The 19,725-nt window shown below is 62.1% G+C and carries 17 protein-coding genes and 1 pseudogene; 6 read left to right on the forward strand and 12 right to left on the reverse strand.

Annotated features, from left to right (window positions below; genetic code table 11):
- Positions 1-53 precede the first annotated feature (53 nt).
- The 4 genes from ATH90_RS01435 to ATH90_RS01450 form a co-directional block, all read right to left on the reverse strand.
- Positions 54-533, reverse strand: coding sequence for a glycine zipper domain-containing protein (locus ATH90_RS01435; protein WP_098465576.1), 480 nt, complete (start codon positions 531-533; stop codon positions 54-56).
- Between the two features lie 268 nt (positions 534-801).
- Positions 802-3,150: an FdhF/YdeP family oxidoreductase gene (locus tag ATH90_RS01440; RefSeq protein WP_098465577.1), complete on the reverse strand. Its 2,349-nt coding sequence runs from the start codon at positions 3,148-3,150 to the stop codon at positions 802-804.
- Entirely contained in the window at positions 3,147-3,986 is an 840-nt protein-coding gene (gene fdhD, locus ATH90_RS01445; protein ID WP_034108654.1) for a formate dehydrogenase accessory sulfurtransferase FdhD, read from the reverse strand. Before fdhD ends, ATH90_RS01440 begins: the two co-directional genes overlap by 4 nt.
- Before the next feature lie 97 nt (positions 3,987-4,083).
- Entirely contained in the window at positions 4,084-4,971 is an 888-nt protein-coding gene (locus ATH90_RS01450) for a LysR family transcriptional regulator (RefSeq protein ID WP_034108656.1), read from the reverse strand.
- 129 nt (positions 4,972-5,100) lie between these two features.
- On the opposite strand from ATH90_RS01450, the gene lysM reads away from it, so the two are divergent.
- Positions 5,101-5,541, forward strand: a complete 441-nt coding sequence (lysM, locus tag ATH90_RS01455; protein WP_069021184.1) for a peptidoglycan-binding protein LysM — start codon at positions 5,101-5,103, stop codon at positions 5,539-5,541.
- Between the two features lie 107 nt (positions 5,542-5,648).
- On the opposite strand, the gene yrfG is transcribed toward lysM, so the two are convergent.
- Positions 5,649-6,311, reverse strand: coding sequence for a GMP/IMP nucleotidase (gene yrfG / locus ATH90_RS01460; protein ID WP_034108660.1), 663 nt, complete (start codon positions 6,309-6,311; stop codon positions 5,649-5,651).
- 87 nt (positions 6,312-6,398) lie between these two features.
- Between yrfG and nudE the strand changes: the two genes are divergently transcribed.
- Both nudE and cysQ read left to right on the forward strand, forming a co-directional pair.
- Complete coding sequence (nudE, locus tag ATH90_RS01465) at positions 6,399-6,965, forward strand: ADP compounds hydrolase NudE (protein WP_025858594.1); 567 nt, start codon at positions 6,399-6,401, stop codon at positions 6,963-6,965.
- Positions 6,962-7,798, forward strand: coding sequence for a 3'(2'),5'-bisphosphate nucleotidase CysQ (gene cysQ, locus ATH90_RS01470; RefSeq protein WP_098465578.1), 837 nt, complete (start codon positions 6,962-6,964; stop codon positions 7,796-7,798). Before nudE ends, cysQ begins: the two co-directional genes overlap by 4 nt.
- Positions 7,799-7,860: 62 nt before the next feature.
- Here cysQ and ATH90_RS01475 read toward each other — a convergent pair whose 3' ends face one another.
- Genes ATH90_RS01475 through rfbB form a run of 7 tightly spaced genes read right to left on the reverse strand, consistent with a single transcriptional unit; the run spans position 7,861 to position 14,932 of the window.
- Complete coding sequence (locus ATH90_RS01475; protein WP_098465579.1) at positions 7,861-8,316, reverse strand: YiiD C-terminal domain-containing protein; 456 nt, start codon at positions 8,314-8,316, stop codon at positions 7,861-7,863.
- Positions 8,317-8,342: 26 nt separating this feature from the next.
- Entirely contained in the window at positions 8,343-9,728 is a 1,386-nt protein-coding gene (locus ATH90_RS01480) for a sigma-54-dependent transcriptional regulator (RefSeq protein ID WP_034108664.1), read from the reverse strand.
- A complete protein-coding gene (locus ATH90_RS01485) occupies positions 9,725-11,533 on the reverse strand; it encodes a sensor histidine kinase (RefSeq protein ID WP_034108666.1) in 1,809 nt (602 codons plus the stop codon). Before ATH90_RS01485 ends, ATH90_RS01480 begins: the two co-directional genes overlap by 4 nt.
- Before the next feature lie 36 nt (positions 11,534-11,569).
- Positions 11,570-12,439: a dTDP-4-dehydrorhamnose reductase gene (rfbD, locus tag ATH90_RS01490; RefSeq protein WP_098465580.1), complete on the reverse strand. Its 870-nt coding sequence runs from the start codon at positions 12,437-12,439 to the stop codon at positions 11,570-11,572.
- Positions 12,436-12,981, reverse strand: a complete 546-nt coding sequence (rfbC, locus tag ATH90_RS01495) for a dTDP-4-dehydrorhamnose 3,5-epimerase (RefSeq protein ID WP_034108670.1) — start codon at positions 12,979-12,981, stop codon at positions 12,436-12,438. The genes rfbD and rfbC overlap by 4 nt, the downstream gene beginning before the upstream one ends.
- Positions 12,978-13,853 (reverse strand): glucose-1-phosphate thymidylyltransferase RfbA, encoded by an 876-nt coding sequence (gene rfbA / locus ATH90_RS01500; protein WP_034108672.1) that lies wholly within the window; start codon positions 13,851-13,853, stop codon positions 12,978-12,980. The genes rfbC and rfbA overlap by 4 nt, the downstream gene beginning before the upstream one ends.
- The gene (rfbB, locus tag ATH90_RS01505) at positions 13,850-14,932 is read right to left on the reverse strand and encodes a dTDP-glucose 4,6-dehydratase (RefSeq protein WP_034108674.1); all 1,083 of its coding nucleotides are present in this window, start codon (positions 14,930-14,932) and stop codon (positions 13,850-13,852) included. The genes rfbA and rfbB overlap by 4 nt, the downstream gene beginning before the upstream one ends.
- Positions 14,933-15,083: 151 nt before the next feature.
- Between rfbB and ATH90_RS01510 the strand changes: the two are divergent.
- The 3 genes and pseudogenes from ATH90_RS01510 (at position 15,084) to ATH90_RS01520 (ending at position 19,671) form a co-directional block, all read left to right on the forward strand.
- Positions 15,084-17,992 (forward strand): annotated as a pseudogene (locus ATH90_RS01510) (aminotransferase).
- Positions 17,993-18,114: 122 nt separating this feature from the next.
- Positions 18,115-19,221 carry an agmatine deiminase gene (gene aguA, locus ATH90_RS01515; RefSeq protein ID WP_034108677.1) on the forward strand — a complete coding sequence of 369 codons (1,107 nt, stop codon included), beginning with the start codon at positions 18,115-18,117 and terminating at the stop codon, positions 19,219-19,221.
- A gap of 234 nt (positions 19,222-19,455) precedes the next feature.
- Positions 19,456-19,671, forward strand: a complete 216-nt coding sequence (locus ATH90_RS01520; RefSeq protein WP_034108679.1) for a hypothetical protein — start codon at positions 19,456-19,458, stop codon at positions 19,669-19,671.
- The last annotated feature ends 54 nt before the right edge of the window (positions 19,672-19,725 follow it).

Here is a 19,725-nt window from a genome sequence, read left to right on the forward strand (position 1 = left end):
CGCGGGCAAGCCCGGTTCCCACAAGGGGCTGTGGTGTTGTTTGAATGGCTGACTTACCGGTGAAGGTAGTGATGCTTGTTCTTGCGATGCCCATAGGCATGACCACGTCCACGGTGATCATCGCGGTCATAACGACGGTTATCGCGCCCACGATAACGACGATCGTCGTCATCGCTCTTGTTGCCCATGTAGTTACCCAGCGCACCACCAGCGCCACCACCGGCGGCTGCGCCGATCAGGCTGCCGGTATTGCCGCCCATGCTGCGGCCTACCACGTTGCCGCCTGCTGCGCCCAGGGCGCCACCGATGGCTGCTTCGCCACGACTGCGCTTGTCGGCGCCGACCGCACTGCCGCCCGCGCCACCCAAGGCTGCGCCAATAGCCGAACCGGTGTTACCGCCTATCTGTTGGCCGACAACCGAACCGAGTACCCCGCCTAATGCGCCGCCCACACCGGCTTCGGTGGTGCCACCGGCCATGGCTGCGCCACTGACCAGGCCAAGGGACAACAAGAGAATCGAGGAGAACTTCATAGAGAGACCTCAAGAGGATGACGGCGCGATCCTGAGGCTGTGTCGAGATTGTGACAATAGAAATCCGACCAGTAGCACGAGTTGTACACAATTCTCTAAGTTACTGTTTTAGCTGGGGAACTTAAGTCAATTTAGCGAGTCTTTAGTTACTTCGGAAAGGCCGCTTTTATGCAAAAGCGGCCTTTTTTTGTGCCCGGATTTTCTACGGCAATCTGCTTTTTCGTGGTGAGCGGGCTTGCCCCTGTCATGACAGCCCGCCGGATTTTCGTCAGGCCGAACGCGCCATGATCAGCCCAGTCTCACTCGCTGCTTCCAAGCGGATCGCCACGAATTTCGACGTCGGCGTATGGCTGCCATCCCCGGTGCTTTCCAGTGGCACCAGCGGGTTGACTTCCGGGTAATAGGCCGCCGCCTGGCCAGCCGGAATATCAAACGCCAGCAAGGTAAAGCCCTTCACGCGACGCTCACGGCCGTCTTCCCACAGTGACACGATGTCTGCCTTCTGCCCCGGCTTGAAGCCCAGGCGGATGATGTCGGCTTCGTTGACGAACAGCACATCGCGCTGGCCCTTGACCCCGCGATAGCGGTCATCCAGGCCATAGATCGTAGTGTTGTACTGATCGTGGGAGCGCATCGACTGCATGATCAGGTCCGGCACGCGGCCAGTGGCGTGGGTGCGCTCGTGGATCAAATCCTTGGGCAGGATGTTCGGGCGGAAGTTGGCACGGCCCGACGGGGTGTTCCAGCGGCGCACACCTGCGGAGTTGCCCAGGTAGAAGCCGCCCGGATTTTTGATCTTCTCGTTGAAGTCCTTGAAGCCCGGAATGGTATCGGCGATCAGGTCGCGGATGCGGCTGTAGTCAGCCACCAGCCAGTTCCAATCCACCGGTTTGCTGCCCAGGGTCGCGGCGGCGATGCCTGCCAGGATGGCCGGCTCGGATTTCATCAAATTCGACAGCGGCTGCAGTTGGCCATTGGAGGCGTGGACCATGCTGAACGAGTCTTCCACCGTCACCGCTTGCGGGCCTTCGGCCTGGATGTCGATGTCGGTACGGCCCAGGCACGGCAGGATCAGCGCGTCTTTGCCGTGCATCAGATGGCTGCGGTTGAGCTTGGTGCTGATCTGCACGGTCAGGTCGCAACTGCGCAGCGCTTCGAAGGTGCGTGGGCTGTCCGGCGTGGCTTGGGCAAAGTTGCCGCCCAGGCCGATGAAAACCTTGGAGCGGCCTTCGAGCATGGCGTGAATCGCTTCGACCACGTTGTGCCCGTTTTCTCGCGGCACCTGGAACTGAAAACGACGGTCGAGGGCGTCCAGGAACGCTACCGGTGGGCGCTCGTTGATGCCCATGGTGCGGTCGCCCTGCACGTTACTGTGGCCACGCACGGGGCACAGCCCGGCGCCAGGACGGCCGATGTTGCCGCGCAGCAGCATCAGGTTGGCGATTTCCTGGATGGTCGGCACCGAGTGGCGGTGCTGGGTAATGCCCATCGCCCAGCACATGATCACGTTCTTGCCTTTGGCATACATGCGCGCTGCTTGCTCGATCTCGACCAGGGACAGGCCGGACTGCTCGACGATTTCTTCCCAGGAGGTGTCGTCGATCTTGCCCAGGTAATCAAGCACGTTGGCGGTGTGTTCGTTGAGGAAGTCGTGGTCGAACACGGCCTCCTTGCCTTCGGCCTGTGCCTGGCGTTCCCACAGCAACAGGAACTTGGCCATGCCGCGCAGGATAGCCATGTCACCACCCAGCGCCGGGCGGAAGTAGGCGGTGTTGGTCGGCTTGTCGCCATTGGTGAGCATTTCCAGCGGGTGTTGCGGATGCTGGAAGCGCTCCAGGCCGCGCTCTTTCAGGGGGTTGATACACACCACTTGGGCGCCGCGTTTAACTGCTTCGCGCAACGGTTCGAGCATGCGCGGATGGTTGGTGCCTGGGTTCTGGCCCCAGACGAAAATCGCATCGGCGTGTTCGAAGTCATCAAAGGTCACGGTGCCTTTGCCGACACCCACGCTTTGCGCCAGGGCGACGCCGCTGGCTTCGTGGCACATGTTCGAGCAATCCGGGAAGTTGTTGGTGCCGTAGGCGCGCACGAACAGCTGGTACAGGTACGCCGCTTCGTTGCTGGCGCGTCCCGAGGTGTAGAACTCGGCCATGTTCGGGCTTGGCAGGGCATTGAGGTGCTTGCCGACGAGGTCGAATGCCGCGTCCCAACTGATGGGTTTGTAGCGGTCGGTCTCGGCGTCATAGCGCATCGGCTCGGTCAGGCGACCCTGGTATTCCAGCCAATAGTCGCTCTGCTCCAGCAGGGCGGTGACACTGTGCTTGGCGAAGAATGCACCATCGACACGGCGTTTGGTGGCTTCCCAGTTCACCGCCTTGGCGCCGTTTTCGCAGAACTTGACCATGCCGCTTTCCGGCGAGTCGCCCCAGGCGCAGCCCGGGCAGTCGAAGCCGCCGTTCTGGTTGGTCTTGAGCATCATGCGCAGGTTTTTCAGCGCGTTATCGCTGGTCAGCCAGGCTTGCGCCACGCTGATCAGCGCCCCCCAGCCACCGGCCGGGCCTTTGTAGGGCTTGTAGCGCGGGGTTGGGGTTTGGTCGGCTTGATGATGATTGCTCACGGCTGGTTCTCCATCGCAGGGCTGTAGACCCGCGGCGCACTTTTCTGCGGCAGGTGGATGAGATTGAGGTTATGCCGGCGCGCCCATTGCAGGGCCAGGCCGGTGGGCGACGACAGGCTCACCAGGGTCTGGATGCCCGCGCGCAGGACTTTCTGGATCAGCTCCAGGCTGCAACGACTTGTCACAATCGCCAGGCCGCCTTCGGTCGGAATCTGTTGGCGGATCAGCGCGCCGATCAACTTATCCAGGGCGTTGTGTCGGCCGATGTCTTCGCGGCCCAGCACCAACTCGCCCTGGCCGTTCATAAACACTGCCGCATGCACGGCGCCGCTGTATTGGCCCAGTGGCTGAAACGCGCTGATGCGTTGGCGCAGGCCATCGAGCCATTCGGCGGGCGGCAGAGGCGCGCCAGGCAGCACTTGAAGGTTCGGCAGAGCCTGCTCGACCGCTTCTACGCCGCACAGGCCACAACCGCTGGTGCCAGCGAGTTGGCGGCGCTGTTGCTTGAGGTTCCAGAACGCACGGCTGGAAATCTGCACCTGCGCATACTGGGTAGCGCCCGATCCGCTGAGGTTTAGGTCATAAATATCGCTAACGTCGGCGATAATGCCGCTACCGAGGCTGAAGCCAACAATGAAGTCTTCCAGGTCCGTCGGTGTCACCAACATCACCGCTTGGCTGATGTCGTTGTAGGCGATCGCCAACGCCACCTCTTCGGCCAGCGCAGTGCTGGCAAATGCTGTGTGTTCGAGATTGCAATACTGGTAGCTCTGGCTGGCGGCGGGCGCTGGCGTTTCAAGAGCGGGCGCCGCGCAGACTGGGCGCTGGGCGTTCATGGGGCAGTACCACCGACGGATTGATCAGTGTTTAGACTAGGCGCGACAAAGCGTCGCGTCTAATTGCCAGTACTGATCTATCGATAGATGACGTCGATCAAGAGTCTTTTTGCGATTTTTGATACAGCGCGAAACACGCCTCGGCAAGCGCTGAGCGCGGTGCGCTGCGGCGCATGATCAGTCCAAGGCGCGCCAAGGTGTGGGCGTCTTCGATCGGCTGCAGGCGCAAGTGCTCAGTGAGTGCATCCAGGCCACCGTCCAGTGGCATGACGGCGCAGCACAGGCCGCCGTGCACGGCTTGCAACAACTGATGGACGGCATCGGTCTGCAGCAGCGGTTGCGGGTTGAGCCCACGGCTGTGGAAGTTGTGGTCGATGGACTGGCGAAAGTGCATGCCGCTGGTGAGCATGCCCAATGGCAACTCAATCAAGGCCTCCCAGCTCAGCGGCGTGTCTCCAAAGCTGAAGAAACGCTGATCGTAGAGCAGGCCCATGCGGGTTTCGCCCAAGGCCAGCGAGTCGAAGCGTTCAGTGTCCAAACGCTCCAGGTAGGACACGCCCAGGTCCAGCCGATTGCTCGCCAGTTGCTCCAGGATCTGTTCGGAGCTGAGTGCCGACAGTTCAAAGCGCAGGCTCGGGTGCTCTTTATGCAGCTGCTGCATCAACGCCAAGGGATCGAAGCTCGACAGCGGCACCACGCCCAGGCGCAACGTACCCACCAGGTTGCCGCGACAGGCCGCCGCTTCGGCCTGCAGGCCGTCATACGCCGCCAGTACCGTGCGTGCCCAGGCCAGCACGCGTTCGCCCGGCGCGGTGAACCCTTCGAAGCGCTGGCCGCGGTTAACCAGGGGAAGATCAAGCTCTTCTTCAAGGCTGCGCAGGCGCATCGACAGTGTCGGTTGGGTGATGTGGCAACGCGCCGCCGCCTGGCCGAAGTGACGGGTCTCGTCGAGGGCGATGAGGAATTTCAGCTGTTTGATGTCCATCTTCGCTCCAGGCTTATTCCAATGGCGGTGGATTCTAGCGCGTTTGGGTCTTTGGTCGGGTCGGAACCCAAGTCTTGGCGACTGGTCTAGTCTTGGGCATCAGGAACTCAAATCCAAGGAGAGCGCACCATGAGTATTTTCAGCTTTATCAAGGAAGCCGGCGAAAAGATTGTCGACCTGTTGACGCCGGGTAACGCCAACGCCAGTCAACAATTGAAGGACCACGTCGCCAAGGTGGGGCTGGGTAGCCCGAATGTGCACACCACAGTGGAGGGCGACAAGGTCACCGTGACGGGTGAAGTCGCGACCCAAGAAGAGAAAGAGAAGATCCTGCTGGCACTGGGCAATATTGCCGGTGTGGCAAGCGTGGATGACCAGATCACCGTATCCGGCGGGACTGTTGCCGCCGCCCGTTTCGTCGTGGTGAAGAAGGGCGACACCCTCAGCGCGATTTCCCTGGCGGTGTATGGCAACGCCAACCAGTTCAACAAGATCTTCGAGGCCAATACACCGATGTTGTCGCATCCGGACAAAATCTACCCAGGGCAGACATTGCGCATTCCTGAGTAAAACGCAGCGCAAAATGTGGGAGCGGGCTTGCTCGCGAAAGCGGAGTGTCAGTCACTGGATGTGTCGCTGATACACCGCATTCGCGAGCAAGCCCGCTCCACATTGGTTTAGAGCCCGGCAATGAGGTCGCGGTAGTTGTCGACCGCTGCAAATTCCCCCGTGTCCTTCGGACCCTTCTTGCTGTCCGGTTCCTTCACTGCCAGCAAATGCCCCACGCCAAATGCCTGGGCACTGCGCAGGATCGGCAACGTATCGTCGATAAACAGGCTGCGGGCGGGGTCGAAGTGGATGTCGGCTTGCAGGGCGTCCCAGAACTGCGGGTTTTCCTTGGCGAACCCGTAATCGTGGGAGCTGATCAATCGTTCGAAATACGGCGCCAGTTCAATGCGTTCCAGCTTCAATGAGAGAGAATCACGGTGAGCATTGGTGATGAGGATCACGCGCTTGCCGGCTCGTTTGATCGCCGCCAGGAAGGTGTCCGCATCCGGGCGCAGCGCAATCAGGTGAGCGGTTTCCAGCTTGAGTTCGCGCACCGGGATCTTCAGCTCTGTGCTCCAGAAATCCAGGCAATACCATTGCAACTGTCCGGCGTTACGCTCGAACAGGGGCTGCAACTCCATCTCTGCCATCGCGCGGCTTACCCCGTGCAGGTCGGCGTAACGCTGGGGCAGGTGTTCCATCCAGAAATGGTTGTCGAAATGCAGGTCGAGCAGGGTGCCGTCCATGTCCAGCAGGACAGTGTCGATGGCGTGCCAGGGCAAAGAGGGCATGGTGCGGTCTCATGTAAGTAAAGATATCCGACACAGACAATCGGAAAAGCCACGGTATAGTAACCCGATCACGCCAAGGAGCCGCTTATGCGCCAGAAACCCACCGTCCTCGCCCGCGAAATAGTCGCCAGTAGCCGTTTGTTCCGCGTGGAGGAAGTGCAATTGCGCTTTTCCAATGGCGTTGAACGGACCTACGAGCGCTTGGTGGGCCGCGGTGCCGGCTATGGCGCGGTGATGATCGTGGCGATGATCGACGCGGACCATGCGTTGCTGGTGGAAGAATACTGCGGCGGTACCGACGAATATGAATTGTCGTTGCCCAAGGGGCTGATCGAGCCCGGCGAAGATGTACTGGCGGCCGCAAACCGCGAGCTCAAGGAAGAGGCCGGCTATGGCGCACGTCAGCTGGAACACCTTACCGAGCTGTCGCTGTCGCCTGGCTATATGAGCCAGAAAATCCAGGTGGTACTGGCCACCGATCTCTATGAAGAACGCCTGGAAGGCGATGAACCTGAGCCGATGCGTGTGGACCGGGTAAACCTGCGTGAGCTGTCGTTGCTCGCGCAAAACGAGCAATTCAGCGAAGGCCGCGCCCTGGCTGCGCTGTACCTGGTACGAGACCTGTTGACCCAGCGAGGAGCGTTTATCGCATGAGCGAACTGTTTTTGGGCCATCCGTTTATTGCCCCTGTGATTGAGCTGGCACGCCAGGCCGGTGAAGTGATATTGCCGTACTGGCGCGCCGACGTGGCCGTGACCTCCAAGGCCGACGATTCCCCCGTGACCGCAGCGGATCTGGCTGCTCACCACCTGATCCTGGCGGGCCTCACCGCGCTGGATCCGAGTATTCCGGTGCTGTCCGAGGAGGACGCCGACATCGACCAGAGCGTACGCGCCGGCTGGCAGCGCTGGTGGTTGGTGGACCCCTTGGACGGCACCAAGGAATTTATCGCCGGCAGTGAAGAGTTCACCGTGAACATCGCCCTGATCGAGCAGGGACGCGTGGTGTTTGGCGTGGTGTCGATGCCCACCAGCGGCCGTTGCTACTTCGGTGGCGCCGGCTTGGGCGCCTGGCGTTCGGATGTGAATGCGGCGCCCAAGCAGATTCAAGTGCGCGAGGCCCCGGCGCTGGGCGAGTCGTTTACCGTGGTGGCCAGTCGTCGACATACCAGCCCGGAGCAGGAGCGTCTGCTGGACGGCCTGAGCGAGGGCCTGGGTGCGTTGAAGTTGGCGAATATCGGCAGCTCGTTGAAGTTCTGCCTGTTGGCCGAGGGCAGCGCCGATTGCTACCCGCGCCTGGCGCCGACTTCACAGTGGGACACGGCGGCGGCCCAGGGCGTGCTGGAAGGCGCGGGGGGCGAAGTGTTGGAGTTGAGCGGTGCGCCGTTCAGCTACCCGGCGCGGGAATCGTTGCTGAACCCGTTCTTCCTGGCATTGCCGGCGAAAGCTGCCTGGCGTGAGCGGTTGTTGACCCTGGCTCGCGCCTAGGGCCCCAGCGTATCAACAGGTGGGAGCAGGCCCGCTCCCACAGGTGCTTTGTATTGTGGCTTCTAACGGTGCAGGACGTACTGGCCGGTGAAGGCCACTGCGCGCTCCTCACTGCCCTCATTCACAATCCACGTCTCCAGCGTCAGGCGTGCGCGGCCGTAGCGCTTGTAGGTCGCCACGAACCGCTTCCATACCTTCTCCTCCGGCGCCTGGCACACCACCGTCGCGTCCCGCGTGACCGGCAGCGGGTAACTGATCTGCCCTTCCTGAATCACGATGTGGCCGTCTTCAATGCCTGCTTCGCGCAACTGCAAGTGCAGCCAGCCCCAGCCCGCCAGCACCGCGCCGCAATACAGGCTGCCGCCGAACATGGTGCTCTTGTGGTTGATGTTGGCTTGTAACGGCAGGTGCAGCTGCAATTGGCCGTGTTGCCAGTCGAGCACCTTGAGGCCCATTTCCCGGGTGAGGGGGATGTCATGGTGAAGGATGGATTCCAGGTAACGGCTGTCGCGGCTCATGGGGGCCTCTTGGCGAGTGGTGACGGTCATTCGTCGTCAGTGCTGTGGCTGGCGCTGTCGGCGAAGTTCAGGCCGTGCTTGCGCAGCTTGTCGTGCAGCGTCTTGCGCGGTACGCCCAAGGCTTCGGCCAGGCTGCGCATGGAGCTGTGGGGGCGGGTCAGTTCGGCGGCGATCAGGCTCTTTTCAAACTGCTCGACTTGCTCGCTCAGACCACCGGATGTAGAGGTCAGGACGCCAGCCGATGGGTTATCCGGCGAACTGTCCAGCGCCAGCTCCAGGCCCAGGGCGAAGCGTTCGGCGGCGTTCTGCAACTCACGCACATTGCCCGGCCAGCTGTGGCGCAGCAGCAGTGCGCGTTGGCCCGGTTGCAGTTCATGCAGTGGCAGGCCGTGGCGGCTGCTGGCTTCATCGGCGAAGTGCTGGAACAGCATCAACGCATCTTCACCGCGCTCGCGCAGCGGTGGAATGCGCAGCGGCGCGACGTTGAGGCGGTAATACAGGTCGGCACGGAAGCGGCCCTGGTCGGCGGACTGGCGCAGGTCTTCCTTGGTGGCGGCGATGATGCGGATATCCAGCGGGATCAACTGATTGCCGCCCAGGCGCTCCACCACCCGCTCCTGCAACAGGCGCAAGAGTTTGACCTGCACATCCAGGCTCATGCTTTCGATTTCATCGAGGAACAAGGTGCCGCCGTTGGCAAATTCGAACTTGCCGATACGGCGTTTCTGCGCGCCAGTGAAAGCGCCCGGCTCGTGGCCGAACAGCTCGCTTTCAACCACTGATTCGGCCAATGCCCCGGCGTTGATCGCCACAAAGGGGCCGCTACGACGACTGGACAGGTCATGCAAGGCGCGGGCAACCACCTCTTTGCCGGCGCCGGTTTCGCCGAGGATCAGCACATCGGCCCTGGTCGCGGCCAGGGCGCCGATCTGTTCGCGCAGGCGCAGCATTTGCGGGGAGTGCCCCACCAGGCGGGTGCTCAGTTGCTGGCGGTCACTGAGGGCCAGGCGCAGGCTGCGGTTGTCCAGCACCAGGCGGCGCAGGGCCAGCGCGCGGCGCACGCTGTCGAGCAGGGCGTCGCTGGCGAAAGGTTTTTCCAGGAAGTCATAGGCACCTGCGCGCATGGCCTGCACCGCCAGCGGCACGTCGCCGTGGCCGGTGATCAGCAGCACCGGCAACTCCGGGTCCTGGCCATGCAGTTCGGCCAGCAGCTCCAGGCCGTCCATGCCAGGCATGCGGATATCGCTGACCACCACGCCTGGCCAATCCCGCGACAGGCGCGCGGTAAGGCCGGTGGCTTCGCCCAGGGTCAGGACTTTCAGCCCGGCCAGGTCCAGGGTCTGGCACAGGGCCTGACGCAGGTGTGGATCGTCGTCGATCAACACCACCTGAATCTGGTTATCGATACTCATACACTGCGGTCCTCGGACGGTTGCAGACTGACGCCCGGCGAGCCGGCACGCAATTTCAAGGTTAACAGCGCGCCGCCTTCCTTGTGGTTGGCAAACAGCAGTTCGCCGCCAAAGGCACGCATCAGGGTGTCACAGATCGCGAGCCCCAACCCCAGGCCCTGGGTGCGGGTCTTGGTGGTGTAGAACGGCTCGCTGGCGCGGCCCAGGGCTTCCATGCAAAAGCCAGGGCCGTTGTCGCGAATGTACAGGTTGACGCCCTGTTCGGTGGTTTCGGCACTCAGCCACAGTTTGCGCGGTGGGCCTTTTTCGGTGAGGGCGTCGAGGGCGTTGGCCAGCAGGTTGCCCAGTACCTGGCGCAGGCGGGTTTCACCGGCCTGTACCCATAAGGTGGCTTCGGGCAGATCGCGGATCAGCTCCACTTCCATCGACCGCCTGCGCTTGGCCAGCAACGCCAGCGCATCGTCCAGCGCCGGTTGCAGGGCCACGCTCTCGGGCGCGTGGCGGTCGCGACGGGCAAAGGCGCGCAGGTGAGCGATGATCGAGGCCATGCGCCCGGTCAATTCGCTGATCAGCTTGAGATTGCCCCGGGCGTCAGTGGTGCGCTCGTGGTCGAGGAGGATTTCGGCGTTTTCCGCGTAACTGCGAATGGCCGCCAGGGGCTGGTTGAGTTCGTGGCTGATACTCGCCGACATGGTGCCCAGCGCCGACAGTTTTCCCGCCTGCACCAGATCATCCTGGGCCCGCACCAGCTCCTGCTGGGCATGTTCGCGCTCCAGCACTTCCTGCTTGAGGCGACGGTTGAGGCCTTCCAGGTCACTGGTGCGCTCGACCACGCGGGCTTCCAGCTCCCGACGTGCCTTGGCTTCAAAGGCAATGCGTTCCAGGTAATGGCGGCGGCGCTGCATCATCAGGCCCAGGAGCAACATCAACACCAGGAGCGTGGCGCCGCCCACCGCAACCACCGTACGCACCGGGCGGTTGATCAGCGAACGCGGTGCGAGAATTTCCACATTCCAGCCGGTCTCGGCGATGGCCGTGGATTGGCGCAGCCACGCCGTGGAGCTCAGGGCCAGCGGTTGCGGGTCGCGGGTCGGGTAGGGCTGGATAGCGATGATGGCCTGGCGCTCTTCAGCGGTCAGCGGCCGGGTGGCGCGGAATCGCCATTGCGGGCGCGATGTGAGGATCACCACGCCGTTGTGGTCGGTCACCAGCAGCTGTTCCGGGGTATTGCCCCACAGGCTTTCGGTGTGGTCCAGGTCGACCTTGACCACCAGCACGCCGATGATCGCATTGCCATCGCGCACGGCGGCGGCGAAAAAGTAACCGCGTTTGGCCGAGGTGGTGCCCAGGCCGAAGAACCGCCCCAGGCGCCCGGCCATGGCTTCGCTGAAGTAGGGGCGGAACGAGAAATTACGCCCGACAAAGCTGTCTTGTTTATCCCAGTTGGACGCGGCGAGGGTCTTGCCGGTGGTGTCCATCAGGTACATCACCTCCACCCCGGCCTGGGCGGCGACGTCCTTGAGCAGCAGGTTGGCATTGACCAGGTTGGTGCTGACGTGAGGCGCGTCCAGCGCCGTGCGCAAGGCCGGCAGGTCACCCAGGATTTGCGGCAGCACTTCATAGCGGTGCAGGGTGCCCAGCAAGTTGGCCACGTAGAGGTCGAGGGTCTGGCGGTTCTGGCCGGCCAGTTCGCTGCGGTAATAGCGCTCGGCCAGGTGCTCCAGCGGCCACAGCAGCGGCGCCAGGCACAACGCCAGCAGGGCGAGGCTGCGCCAGCGGGGTCTACGCGGGAGGGGTGGGGTCATGGGAGTCGTGCGCCTGTGGGTACAGGCGCATTATGCCTAGTGCTGCTGTGCAAGACACTCGCGCAATGCGTCTTGCCAGTGCGGCTGGCTGACGTGCCATTGCTGTTGCAGGCGAGTGCAATCAAGGCGCGAGTTCAACGGGCGCTTGGCAGGCGTCGGGTAGGCGCTGGAGGGGATCGGCTCCAGGTCGGCGCATGCTTTGCCCTGCTGGCGCAGGTGCTCGCCGATGGCCTGGGCAAAGCCGAACCAGGAGGTTTCGCCTCCAGCGGTCAGGTGATAGACGCCCCATTCACCCGGCTCGCCTGCCTGCCAGCGCTCGATCAACGTGCGGGTGCTGCTGGCGATGCTGCCGGCCCAGGTAGGCGCGCCGATCTGGTCGGCGACGATACGCATCTGCGGCTTCTCCTGCAGCAGGCGCTGCATGGTCAGCAGGAAGTTCTTGCCGTGGCTGGAGTAAACCCAGCTGGTGCGCAGGATCAGGTGTTCGCCGCCCACGGCCGCAATCGCCTGTTCGCCCGCCAGTTTGCTCTGGCCGTAGACGCCGAGCGGGTTCGGCGTGTCGGCTTCGGTATAGGGCGCCGGTTTGCTGCCGTCGAACACGTAGTCGGTGGAGTAGTGGATCAACGGGATGCCCAGGGCCTTGGCTTCCTCCGCGAGAACGCCGGGGGCCGTGGCATTGATCGCGAACGCCACTTCCGGCTCGCTTTGCGCTTGATCGACAGCCGTGTGGGCCGCGGCGTTGATGATCAAGTCGGGGCGGTGTGCCCGCACTTGCTGGCGGATCTGGTCGGGGTTGGCCAGGTCAAGCTGGTCGCGGCCCAGGACGATGAGCTCGCCCAGGCCCTGGAGATGACGTTGCAGCTCGCGGGAGACTTGGCCGTGCTGGCCGATGATCAGGATCCTCATGGGAAAAGGTCTGCCTCTTTCAGGCTTTTGCCGTTTTGATCCTTGGCCGACAGCGTCGGATCACCGGCAAACTCCCAATCGATATCCAGATCAGCATCGTTCCAGCGAATGCAGCGTTCAGCGGAGGGGGTGTAGTAATCAGTGGTTTTGTACAGGAATTCAGCATAGTCACTGAGCACCACAAACCCGTGGGCGAACCCCGGTGGGATCCACAGCTGCCGGCTGTTTTCAGCAGATAACCGCACGCTGGCCCACTTGCCAAAGTGAGGTGAGCTGCGGCGGATGTCCACCGCGACGTCCAATACTTCGCCAGCTGTCACACGCACCAGTTTCCCCTGGGCATGTTCGATCTGGTAGTGCAAACCGCGCAACACGCCCTTTTGCGAACGCGAGTGGTTGTCCTGGACAAATTGCGCTTGCAGCCCGGTGGCTTGCGCAAAATTCCGAGCGTTGTAGCTCTCATAAAAAAAACCGCGTTCATCGCCAAAAACCTTCGGCTCGATGATCAGTACACCGGGCAGCGCAGTGGCGGTTACATTCATGGCGTTTCCCCTGCGAGCGTGAACAGATATTGGCCATAACCGGTCTTGCCGAAGTACTTGGCGCGCTCTAGCAGATAGTCGCGGTCGATCCAGCCATTTTCGTAGGCAATCTCTTCCAGGCACGCCACTTTCAAGCCCTGGCGGTGTTCGATGGTCTGCACATAGGTCGACGCCTCGAGCAGGCTGTCGTGGGTGCCGGTGTCAAGCCAGGCAAAGCCGCGGCCGAAACGCTCCACGTGCAGGTCGCCACGCTGGAGGTATGCATTGTTGACGTCGGTAATCTCCAGCTCGCCACGAGGTGAAGGCTTGACCGCCTTAGCGATCTTGATCACGTCGTTGTCGTAGAAATACAGGCCGGTGACCGCATAGGGCGACTTGGGCTTGGCCGGTTTCTCTTCGATAGACAGGGCGCGGCCCTCTTTGTCGAAGTCGATCACGCCGAAACGCTCCGGGTCCTTGACCCAGTAGCCGAACACCGTGGCCCCTGAAGCGCGCTCGGCCGCGGTGCGCAATTGGTCGCCAAAATGCTGGCCGTGGAAGATGTTGTCGCCCAGGATCAGGCACACCGGGTCTTCGCCGATAAATTCCTCACCAATCAGGAACGCCTGGGCCAGGCCGTCGGGCGACGGCTGCTCTGCGTAACTGAAACGCACGCCGAACTGGCTGCCATCGCCCAGCAGGTTGCGGTATTGCGGCAAGTCCAGCGGTGTGGAAATCACCAGGATGTCCTTGATACCCGCCAGCATCAGCACCGAGATCGGGTAGTAGATCATCGGCTTGTCATACACCGGCAGCAGTTGCTTGGACACACCCAGGGTAATGGGGTGCAAACGTGTGCCGGAGCCGCCGGCCAATACGATTCCCTTCATCATGCAATCAGGTCCTTCAAGTCGGTGTTGCCCAAACGTTCACCTTGATAACTGCCGTCCTGGACCCTGCGGCACCATTCCAGGTTATCGAGGTACCACTGCACGGTTTTGCGCAGTCCGGTTTCAAAGGTTTCTTCCGGCGTCCAGCCGAGCTCGCGTTCGATCTTGCTGGCATCGATCGCATAGCGCTGGTCGTGGCCCGGACGGTCCTTGACGAAGGTGATCAGATCGGTGAATTGCGCGACACCGGCCGGGCGCTGTGGCGCCAGTTCTTCGAGCAGGGCGCAGATGCCGCGCACCACGTCGATATTTTTTTGCTCGTTGTGACCGCCGATGTTGTAGGTCTCGCCGACCACACCTTCGGTGACCACCTTGAGCAGCGCACGTGCGTGGTCTTCGACGAACAGCCAGTCGCGTACCTGCAAACCATCACCGTAGACCGGCAGCGGCTTGCCCGCGAGGGCGTTGAGGATCACCAGCGGGATCAACTTCTCGGGGAAGTGGAACGGCCCGTAGTTGTTCGAGCAGTTGGTCAGCAGGACCGGCAGGCCGTAGGTGCGCTGCCAGGCGCGGACCAGGTGGTCGGACGCCGCCTTGCTGGCCGAATACGGTGAGCTGGGTGCATACGGTGTGGTTTCAGTGAACAGGTCGTCCACGCCATGCAGGTCGCCGTACACCTCGTCAGTGGAGATGTGATGGAAGCGGAACGCACGCTTGGCCGGCTCATCGAGCTTTTGCCAGTAGGCGCGGGCGGCTTCTAGCAAGCTGTAGGTGCCGACGATGTTGGTCTGGATGAAATCCGACGGGCCGTCGATGGAGCGGTCCACATGGGACTCGGCCGCCAGGTGCATGATCGCCTGGGGCTCGAAGCGCGCCAGTACGGCGCTGACGGTGGCCTGGTCGACGATATCGGCCTGGACGAACTCATAGCGGCTGTTGGACGCGATGCTGGTCAGCGACTCGAGGTTGCCGGCGTAGGTGAGTTTGTCCAGGTTGAGCACTTCGTGCTCGGTGTTTTCAATCAAGTGGCGGATCAGGGCAGAGCCGATAAAACCAGCGCCGCCGGTGATGAGAATGCGCATGTCGGGGGCCTTTTCCTTAGACGGACATTAAGCGAATGAAGCATAGCTTGAGTTGTGACGCAGGGCTGTGCAAGCGCGCTGTGCTTTGGGGGTTGCCTTCCCCCCCTCAAAGGTGGCGATATAGACGCCTGAAAAATCAGAGGTCGTCACAATGTTGCTTGCCACGTTGATCCACCGCGCCAGTCTGCCTTGCCCGCAAGTAGGCCCCGATCAGGCTGCACACTTGCTCGAGCAGCATTACGGCCTCACCGGCACCTTGCAGTCCCTGGGCAGCCAGCAAGACCTCAACTATAAAGTCGACAGCGCTTATGGCCGCTTTGTTCTGAAGATCTGCCGGGGTGACTATGCGGCGGTGGAGCTGCAGGCCCAGCACGCGGCGCTCAAAAGCCTGAAAACCTCTACGCACGTGCAAGTGCCCGACGTCATCAAGGCGCTCACCGGTGAAGAGTTGCTCACCGTCGCGGTGGAGGGCCAGACCGTGCATCTGCGGCTGCTGGGCTACATCGACGGCCAGCCGCTGACCCATCTGCCCCACCTGGGCCGCGACGTGATTGCAGGCTTTGGCGAACTGTGCGGACGAATGAACCTGGCGCTGGCGGATTTCAAGCACCCTGGTCTGGACCGCACCTTGCAGTGGGACCCACGTCACGCCCAGGCATTGATCACCCACTTGCTGGCTACCCTGCAGGACCTGCCCTATCGCGACATACTGGAACAAGTCGCCGAGCAGGTATCCACGCGCCTTGGCAAGTTGGCCGAGCGCCTGCCGTGGCAAGCGGTGCACATGGACATCACTGACGACAACGTGGTCTGGCAGCGCGATGCGCAGCGGCATTGGCAGGTCCAAGGGGTGATCGATTTCGGCGACCTGGTGCAGACCTGGCGCATCGCCGACCTGTCGGTCACCTGCGCGGCCCTCCTGCACCATGCCGATGGCGATCCCTTTGCCATCTTGCCGGCGATCCAGGCCTGTCACGCGGTGACACCGCTGCAGCACGAAGAATTGCAGGCGCTGTGGCCGCTGTCGTCGCGCGCGCGGCGGTGCTGGTGTTGAGCAGCGAGCAGCAGCAGCGCCTGGACCCGGATAACAGCTATCTGTTGAAAAACGCCGAGCATGAATGGGAAATCTTCCATGTGGCGACGTCAGTGCCGTTCGAGCTGATGGAGGCGGCGATTCTAGGCAGCGTCGGGCAGGCGCCGGCACCGATCGCCGGGCAAGGCTTTGCGCCATTATTGCCGGGGTTGGTGGGGCGCGAGTTCGCGTTGATCGACCTGGGCGTGCTCAGCGCGCATTTCGAGGCTGGAAACTGGGAACAACCCGGCATCGACCAGCGCTTGTTGCAGGATGCGGCCGCGCTGCATGGCCTGGCGGCAAGCCGCTATGGGCAGTACCGTTTGTCGCGTACCCGGCCCGACAGCGCCAATGAACCAGAAACGTTCCCGCTGCACGTCGAACTGCACGTGCCGTTGGGGACCTCCGTCGAAGCGCCGTTTGCAGGTGTTGTGCGACGGGGTGCCAACGGCGAACTTCATGTGCACAACCTCGAAGCGAACGTGCGGCTGTGGGGTGTAAAAGCGCTGTTGAAACCGGGTGCCGCAGTGCTCAAGGGCCAGGTGATCGGTGAAGTGGAAGGCCCGCTCACCGTGCAACTGTGCCGCTCTGACTTGCCCGCACCGCTGTTCTGCACGCCGTCCCGGGCACCCGCATGGCAGGCGCTGTGCCCATCGCCGGCCGCGCTGCTGGGGCTGGCCTGCGATGCCGAGCCCGAGTTGGACCCAGAGGCTCTACTGGCCCGCCGAGACGCCAGTTTCGCCCGCTCGCAAAAGCACTATTACGTCGACCCGCCGCGCATCGAGCGCGGCTGGCGCAATCACTTGATCGATATGCAGGGCCGTTCCTACCTGGACATGCTCAACAACGTGGCCGTGCTCGGCCACGGTCATCCGCGGATGGCCGCGGTGGCGGCGCGGCAATGGTCACTGCTCAATACCAACTCACGCTTCCACTACGCGGCAATTGCCGAGTTTTCCGAACGCCTGCTCGCGCTGGCACCCAAAGGCATGGACCGGGTGTTCCTGGTCAACAGTGGCACCGAGGCCAATGACCTGGCGATCCGCCTGGCCTGGGCCTACAGCGGCGGGCGCGACATGCTCAGCGTGCTGGAGGCGTATCACGGCTGGTCGGTGGCGGCGGATGCGGTGTCGACTTCGATTGCCGACAACCCGCAGGCCTTGAGCAGCCGCCCGGACTGGGTGCACCCGGTGACCGCGCCCAATACCTATCGCGGCGAATTCCGTGGGCAGGATTGCGCGCCCGACTACGTAAGAAGTGTGGAGCACAACTTGGCGAAAATTGCCGCGAGCAACCGCCAACTGGCCGGTTTCATCTGCGAACCGGTGTATGGCAATGCCGGTGGTATTTCGTTGCCGCCGGGCTATTTGCAGCAGGTGTATGCGCGTGTGCGCGCCCAGGGTGGCGTATGCATCGCCGATGAGGTGCAGGTGGGTTATGGCCGGATGGGGCATTTCTTCTGGGGCTTCGAAGAGCAGGGCGTGGTGCCCGATATCATCACCATGGCCAAGGGCATGGGCAACGGCCAGCCCCTCGGCGCGGTGATCACCCGGCGTGAAATCGCTGAAGCACTGGAGGCCGAGGGCTACTTCTTCTCGTCATCGGGAGGCAGCCCGGTGAGTTGCCGGATTGGCATGGCGGTGCTGGATGTGATGGAAGAGGAAAAGCTGTGGGAAAACGCCCAGGTAGTCGGCGGGTATTTCAAGGCGCGCCTGGAAGCACTGATCGAGCGTCATCCGCTGGTGGGCGCTGTCCACGGTTCCGGCTTTTACCTCGGCCTGGAGCTGGTGCGCGACCGGCAAACCCTGGAGCCGGCCACCGAGGAAACCACGTTATTGTGTGATCGCTTGCGGGACTTGGGGATTTTCATGCAGCCCACGGGGGATCACTTGAACATCCTCAAGATCAAACCGCCGATGGTCACCTCCAGGCGCAGTGTGGATTTCTTCGTCGACATGCTGTCGAAGGTGCTGGATGAGCAATTGTAAATAATCGATTGTTATCGATTAAATGCTGTCATATTTTCTGACTATGATCTTTAGTTGCTTTTAAAGCCGATTTTTATCCGTTATAAAGTCGGCCTTTCCCCCCATTCGGAGCCCTGATCGCCATGACCACCCTGCACAGCACCCCTCGCGCCGATGGCTTCCACATGCCTGCCGAATGGGCGCCACACACTCAGACGTGGATGATCTGGCCCGAGCGTCCGGACAACTGGCGCCTGGGCGGCAAACCGGCGCAGGCCGCTCACGTGGCGGTCGCCAAGGCGATCGCACGTTTTGAGCCGGTCACCGTGGCCGTTTCCGCCGGCCAGTATGAAAACGCCCGGGCTCGCCTGGATGTGCCGAATATCCGTGTGGTGGAGATGTCCAGTGATGATGCCTGGGTGCGCGACACAGGCCCTACCTTTGTGATCAACAACAGCGGCGAAGTACGCGGTGTGAACTGGGACTTCAACGCCTGGGGCGGCTTTGACGGCGGCCTGTATGCACCGTGGAACCGCGATTCACAGGTCGGCGGCAAGATCCTCGAGATGGAACGCGCCCCGCGCTATCGCACTGAAGGCTTCGTGCTGGAAGGTGGCTCGATCCATGTCGACGGTGAAGGCACGCTCATCACTACCGAAGAATGCTTGCTCAACCGCAATCGCAATCCGCACCTCGGCCGTGCCGAAATCGAAGCGGTGCTAAGCGCCAACCTGGCTGTGGATAAGATCATCTGGCTGCCGGACGGCTTGTTCAATGACGAAACCGACGGCCATGTGGATAACTTCTGCTGCTACGTGCGTCCGGGCGAGGTGTTGCTGGCCTGGACCGATGACCCGCAAGATCCGAACTACGCACGCTGCCATGCCGCCATGGCCGTGCTGCAAAGCAGCACAGACGCCCAGGGGCGCTCGTTCACAGTGCATAAAATGCCGATCCCTGGTCCGTTGTATGCCACTGAGGAAGAGTGCGCTGGTGTGGACCCGGTTGACGGCAGCCAGGAGCGCAATCCGACCGTGCGGTTGGCGGGTTCCTACGTCAACTTCCTGATCGTCAACGGTGGCATTATCGCGCCGAGTTTCGACGACCCACTGGACAGCCAGGCCAAGGCCATCCTGCAGGACCTGTTCCCGCAGCACGAAGTGGTGATGGTGCCGGGCCGCGAACTGTTACTGGGGGGTGGCAATATCCATTGCCTGACCCAACAACAGTGCGCCCCGCACAAAGATTGAGTGCAGTTGTAACAGCGCCATGACGGCGATCCGGTGCTGATCAGTTCAAGCGCCTGCGACAAGCCCGCGACCCAGACAGGTCGTGGGCTTTTTTGTGTCCGAATGCCTATGAACACGGGACATTGGCATAGCTCTTGTATCGGTGTTGCCACAGTGGCCCAGGGTGAAGACTGCGCAGTTCTGTCATAAACCTTGAGTAAGTTAGCCGCTCACGCAGTAGGAGAGAGCGCTGAAATGAATGCCGATATCAACCCGATGTACACGCGAACGTGCCACCCCTTGCGGGTCAACGGCGACGCGATCCATGCGCTGGCGCTCTGGTTGAAGGAAAACGGCTCGCGACAGATCCGGCGGCAGCCTGACTGGCGCAGCATGATGAGCGAACGCTACCCGGCGGGATTGTTCAGCGAGGATGAAGTGCACGCGTTGTGCGAGCTGATAAACAACTAGAGAACACTGAGACCAAAAATGTGCGAGCGGGCTTGCTCGCGAAGGCGGTGCATC

Source organism: Pseudomonas lurida (assembly GCF_002563895.1).
Classification (GTDB): Bacteria; Pseudomonadota; Gammaproteobacteria; order Pseudomonadales; family Pseudomonadaceae; genus Aquipseudomonas; species Aquipseudomonas lurida.

Bases quoted from the DNA above. Each gene is read 5' to 3' on its own strand.
- ATH90_RS01435 (WP_098465576.1), bottom strand. From the start codon at position 533: ATGAAGTTCTCCTCGATTCTCTTGTTGTCCCTTGGCCTGGTCAGTGGC.
- fdhD (WP_034108654.1), bottom strand. From the start codon at position 3,986: ATGAACGCCCAGCGCCCAGTCTGCGCGGCGCCCGCTCTTGAAACGCCA.
- ATH90_RS01450 (WP_034108656.1), bottom strand. From the start codon at position 4,971: ATGGACATCAAACAGCTGAAATTCCTCATCGCCCTCGACGAGACCCGT.
- lysM (WP_069021184.1), top strand. From the start codon at position 5,101: ATGAGTATTTTCAGCTTTATCAAGGAAGCCGGCGAAAAGATTGTCGAC.
- yrfG (WP_034108660.1), bottom strand. From the start codon at position 6,311: ATGCCCTCTTTGCCCTGGCACGCCATCGACACTGTCCTGCTGGACATG.
- nudE (WP_025858594.1), top strand. From the start codon at position 6,399: ATGCGCCAGAAACCCACCGTCCTCGCCCGCGAAATAGTCGCCAGTAGC.
- cysQ (WP_098465578.1), top strand. From the start codon at position 6,962: ATGAGCGAACTGTTTTTGGGCCATCCGTTTATTGCCCCTGTGATTGAG.
- ATH90_RS01475 (WP_098465579.1), bottom strand. From the start codon at position 8,316: ATGAGCCGCGACAGCCGTTACCTGGAATCCATCCTTCACCATGACATC.
- ATH90_RS01480 (WP_034108664.1), bottom strand. From the start codon at position 9,728: ATGAGTATCGATAACCAGATTCAGGTGGTGTTGATCGACGACGATCCA.
- ATH90_RS01485 (WP_034108666.1), bottom strand. From the start codon at position 11,533: ATGACCCCACCCCTCCCGCGTAGACCCCGCTGGCGCAGCCTCGCCCTG.
- rfbD (WP_098465580.1), bottom strand. From the start codon at position 12,439: ATGAGGATCCTGATCATCGGCCAGCACGGCCAAGTCTCCCGCGAGCTG.
- rfbC (WP_034108670.1), bottom strand. From the start codon at position 12,981: ATGAATGTAACCGCCACTGCGCTGCCCGGTGTACTGATCATCGAGCCG.
- rfbA (WP_034108672.1), bottom strand. From the start codon at position 13,853: ATGATGAAGGGAATCGTATTGGCCGGCGGCTCCGGCACACGTTTGCAC.
- rfbB (WP_034108674.1), bottom strand. From the start codon at position 14,932: ATGCGCATTCTCATCACCGGCGGCGCTGGTTTTATCGGCTCTGCCCTG.
- aguA (WP_034108677.1), top strand. From the start codon at position 18,115: ATGACCACCCTGCACAGCACCCCTCGCGCCGATGGCTTCCACATGCCT.
- ATH90_RS01520 (WP_034108679.1), top strand. From the start codon at position 19,456: ATGAATGCCGATATCAACCCGATGTACACGCGAACGTGCCACCCCTTG.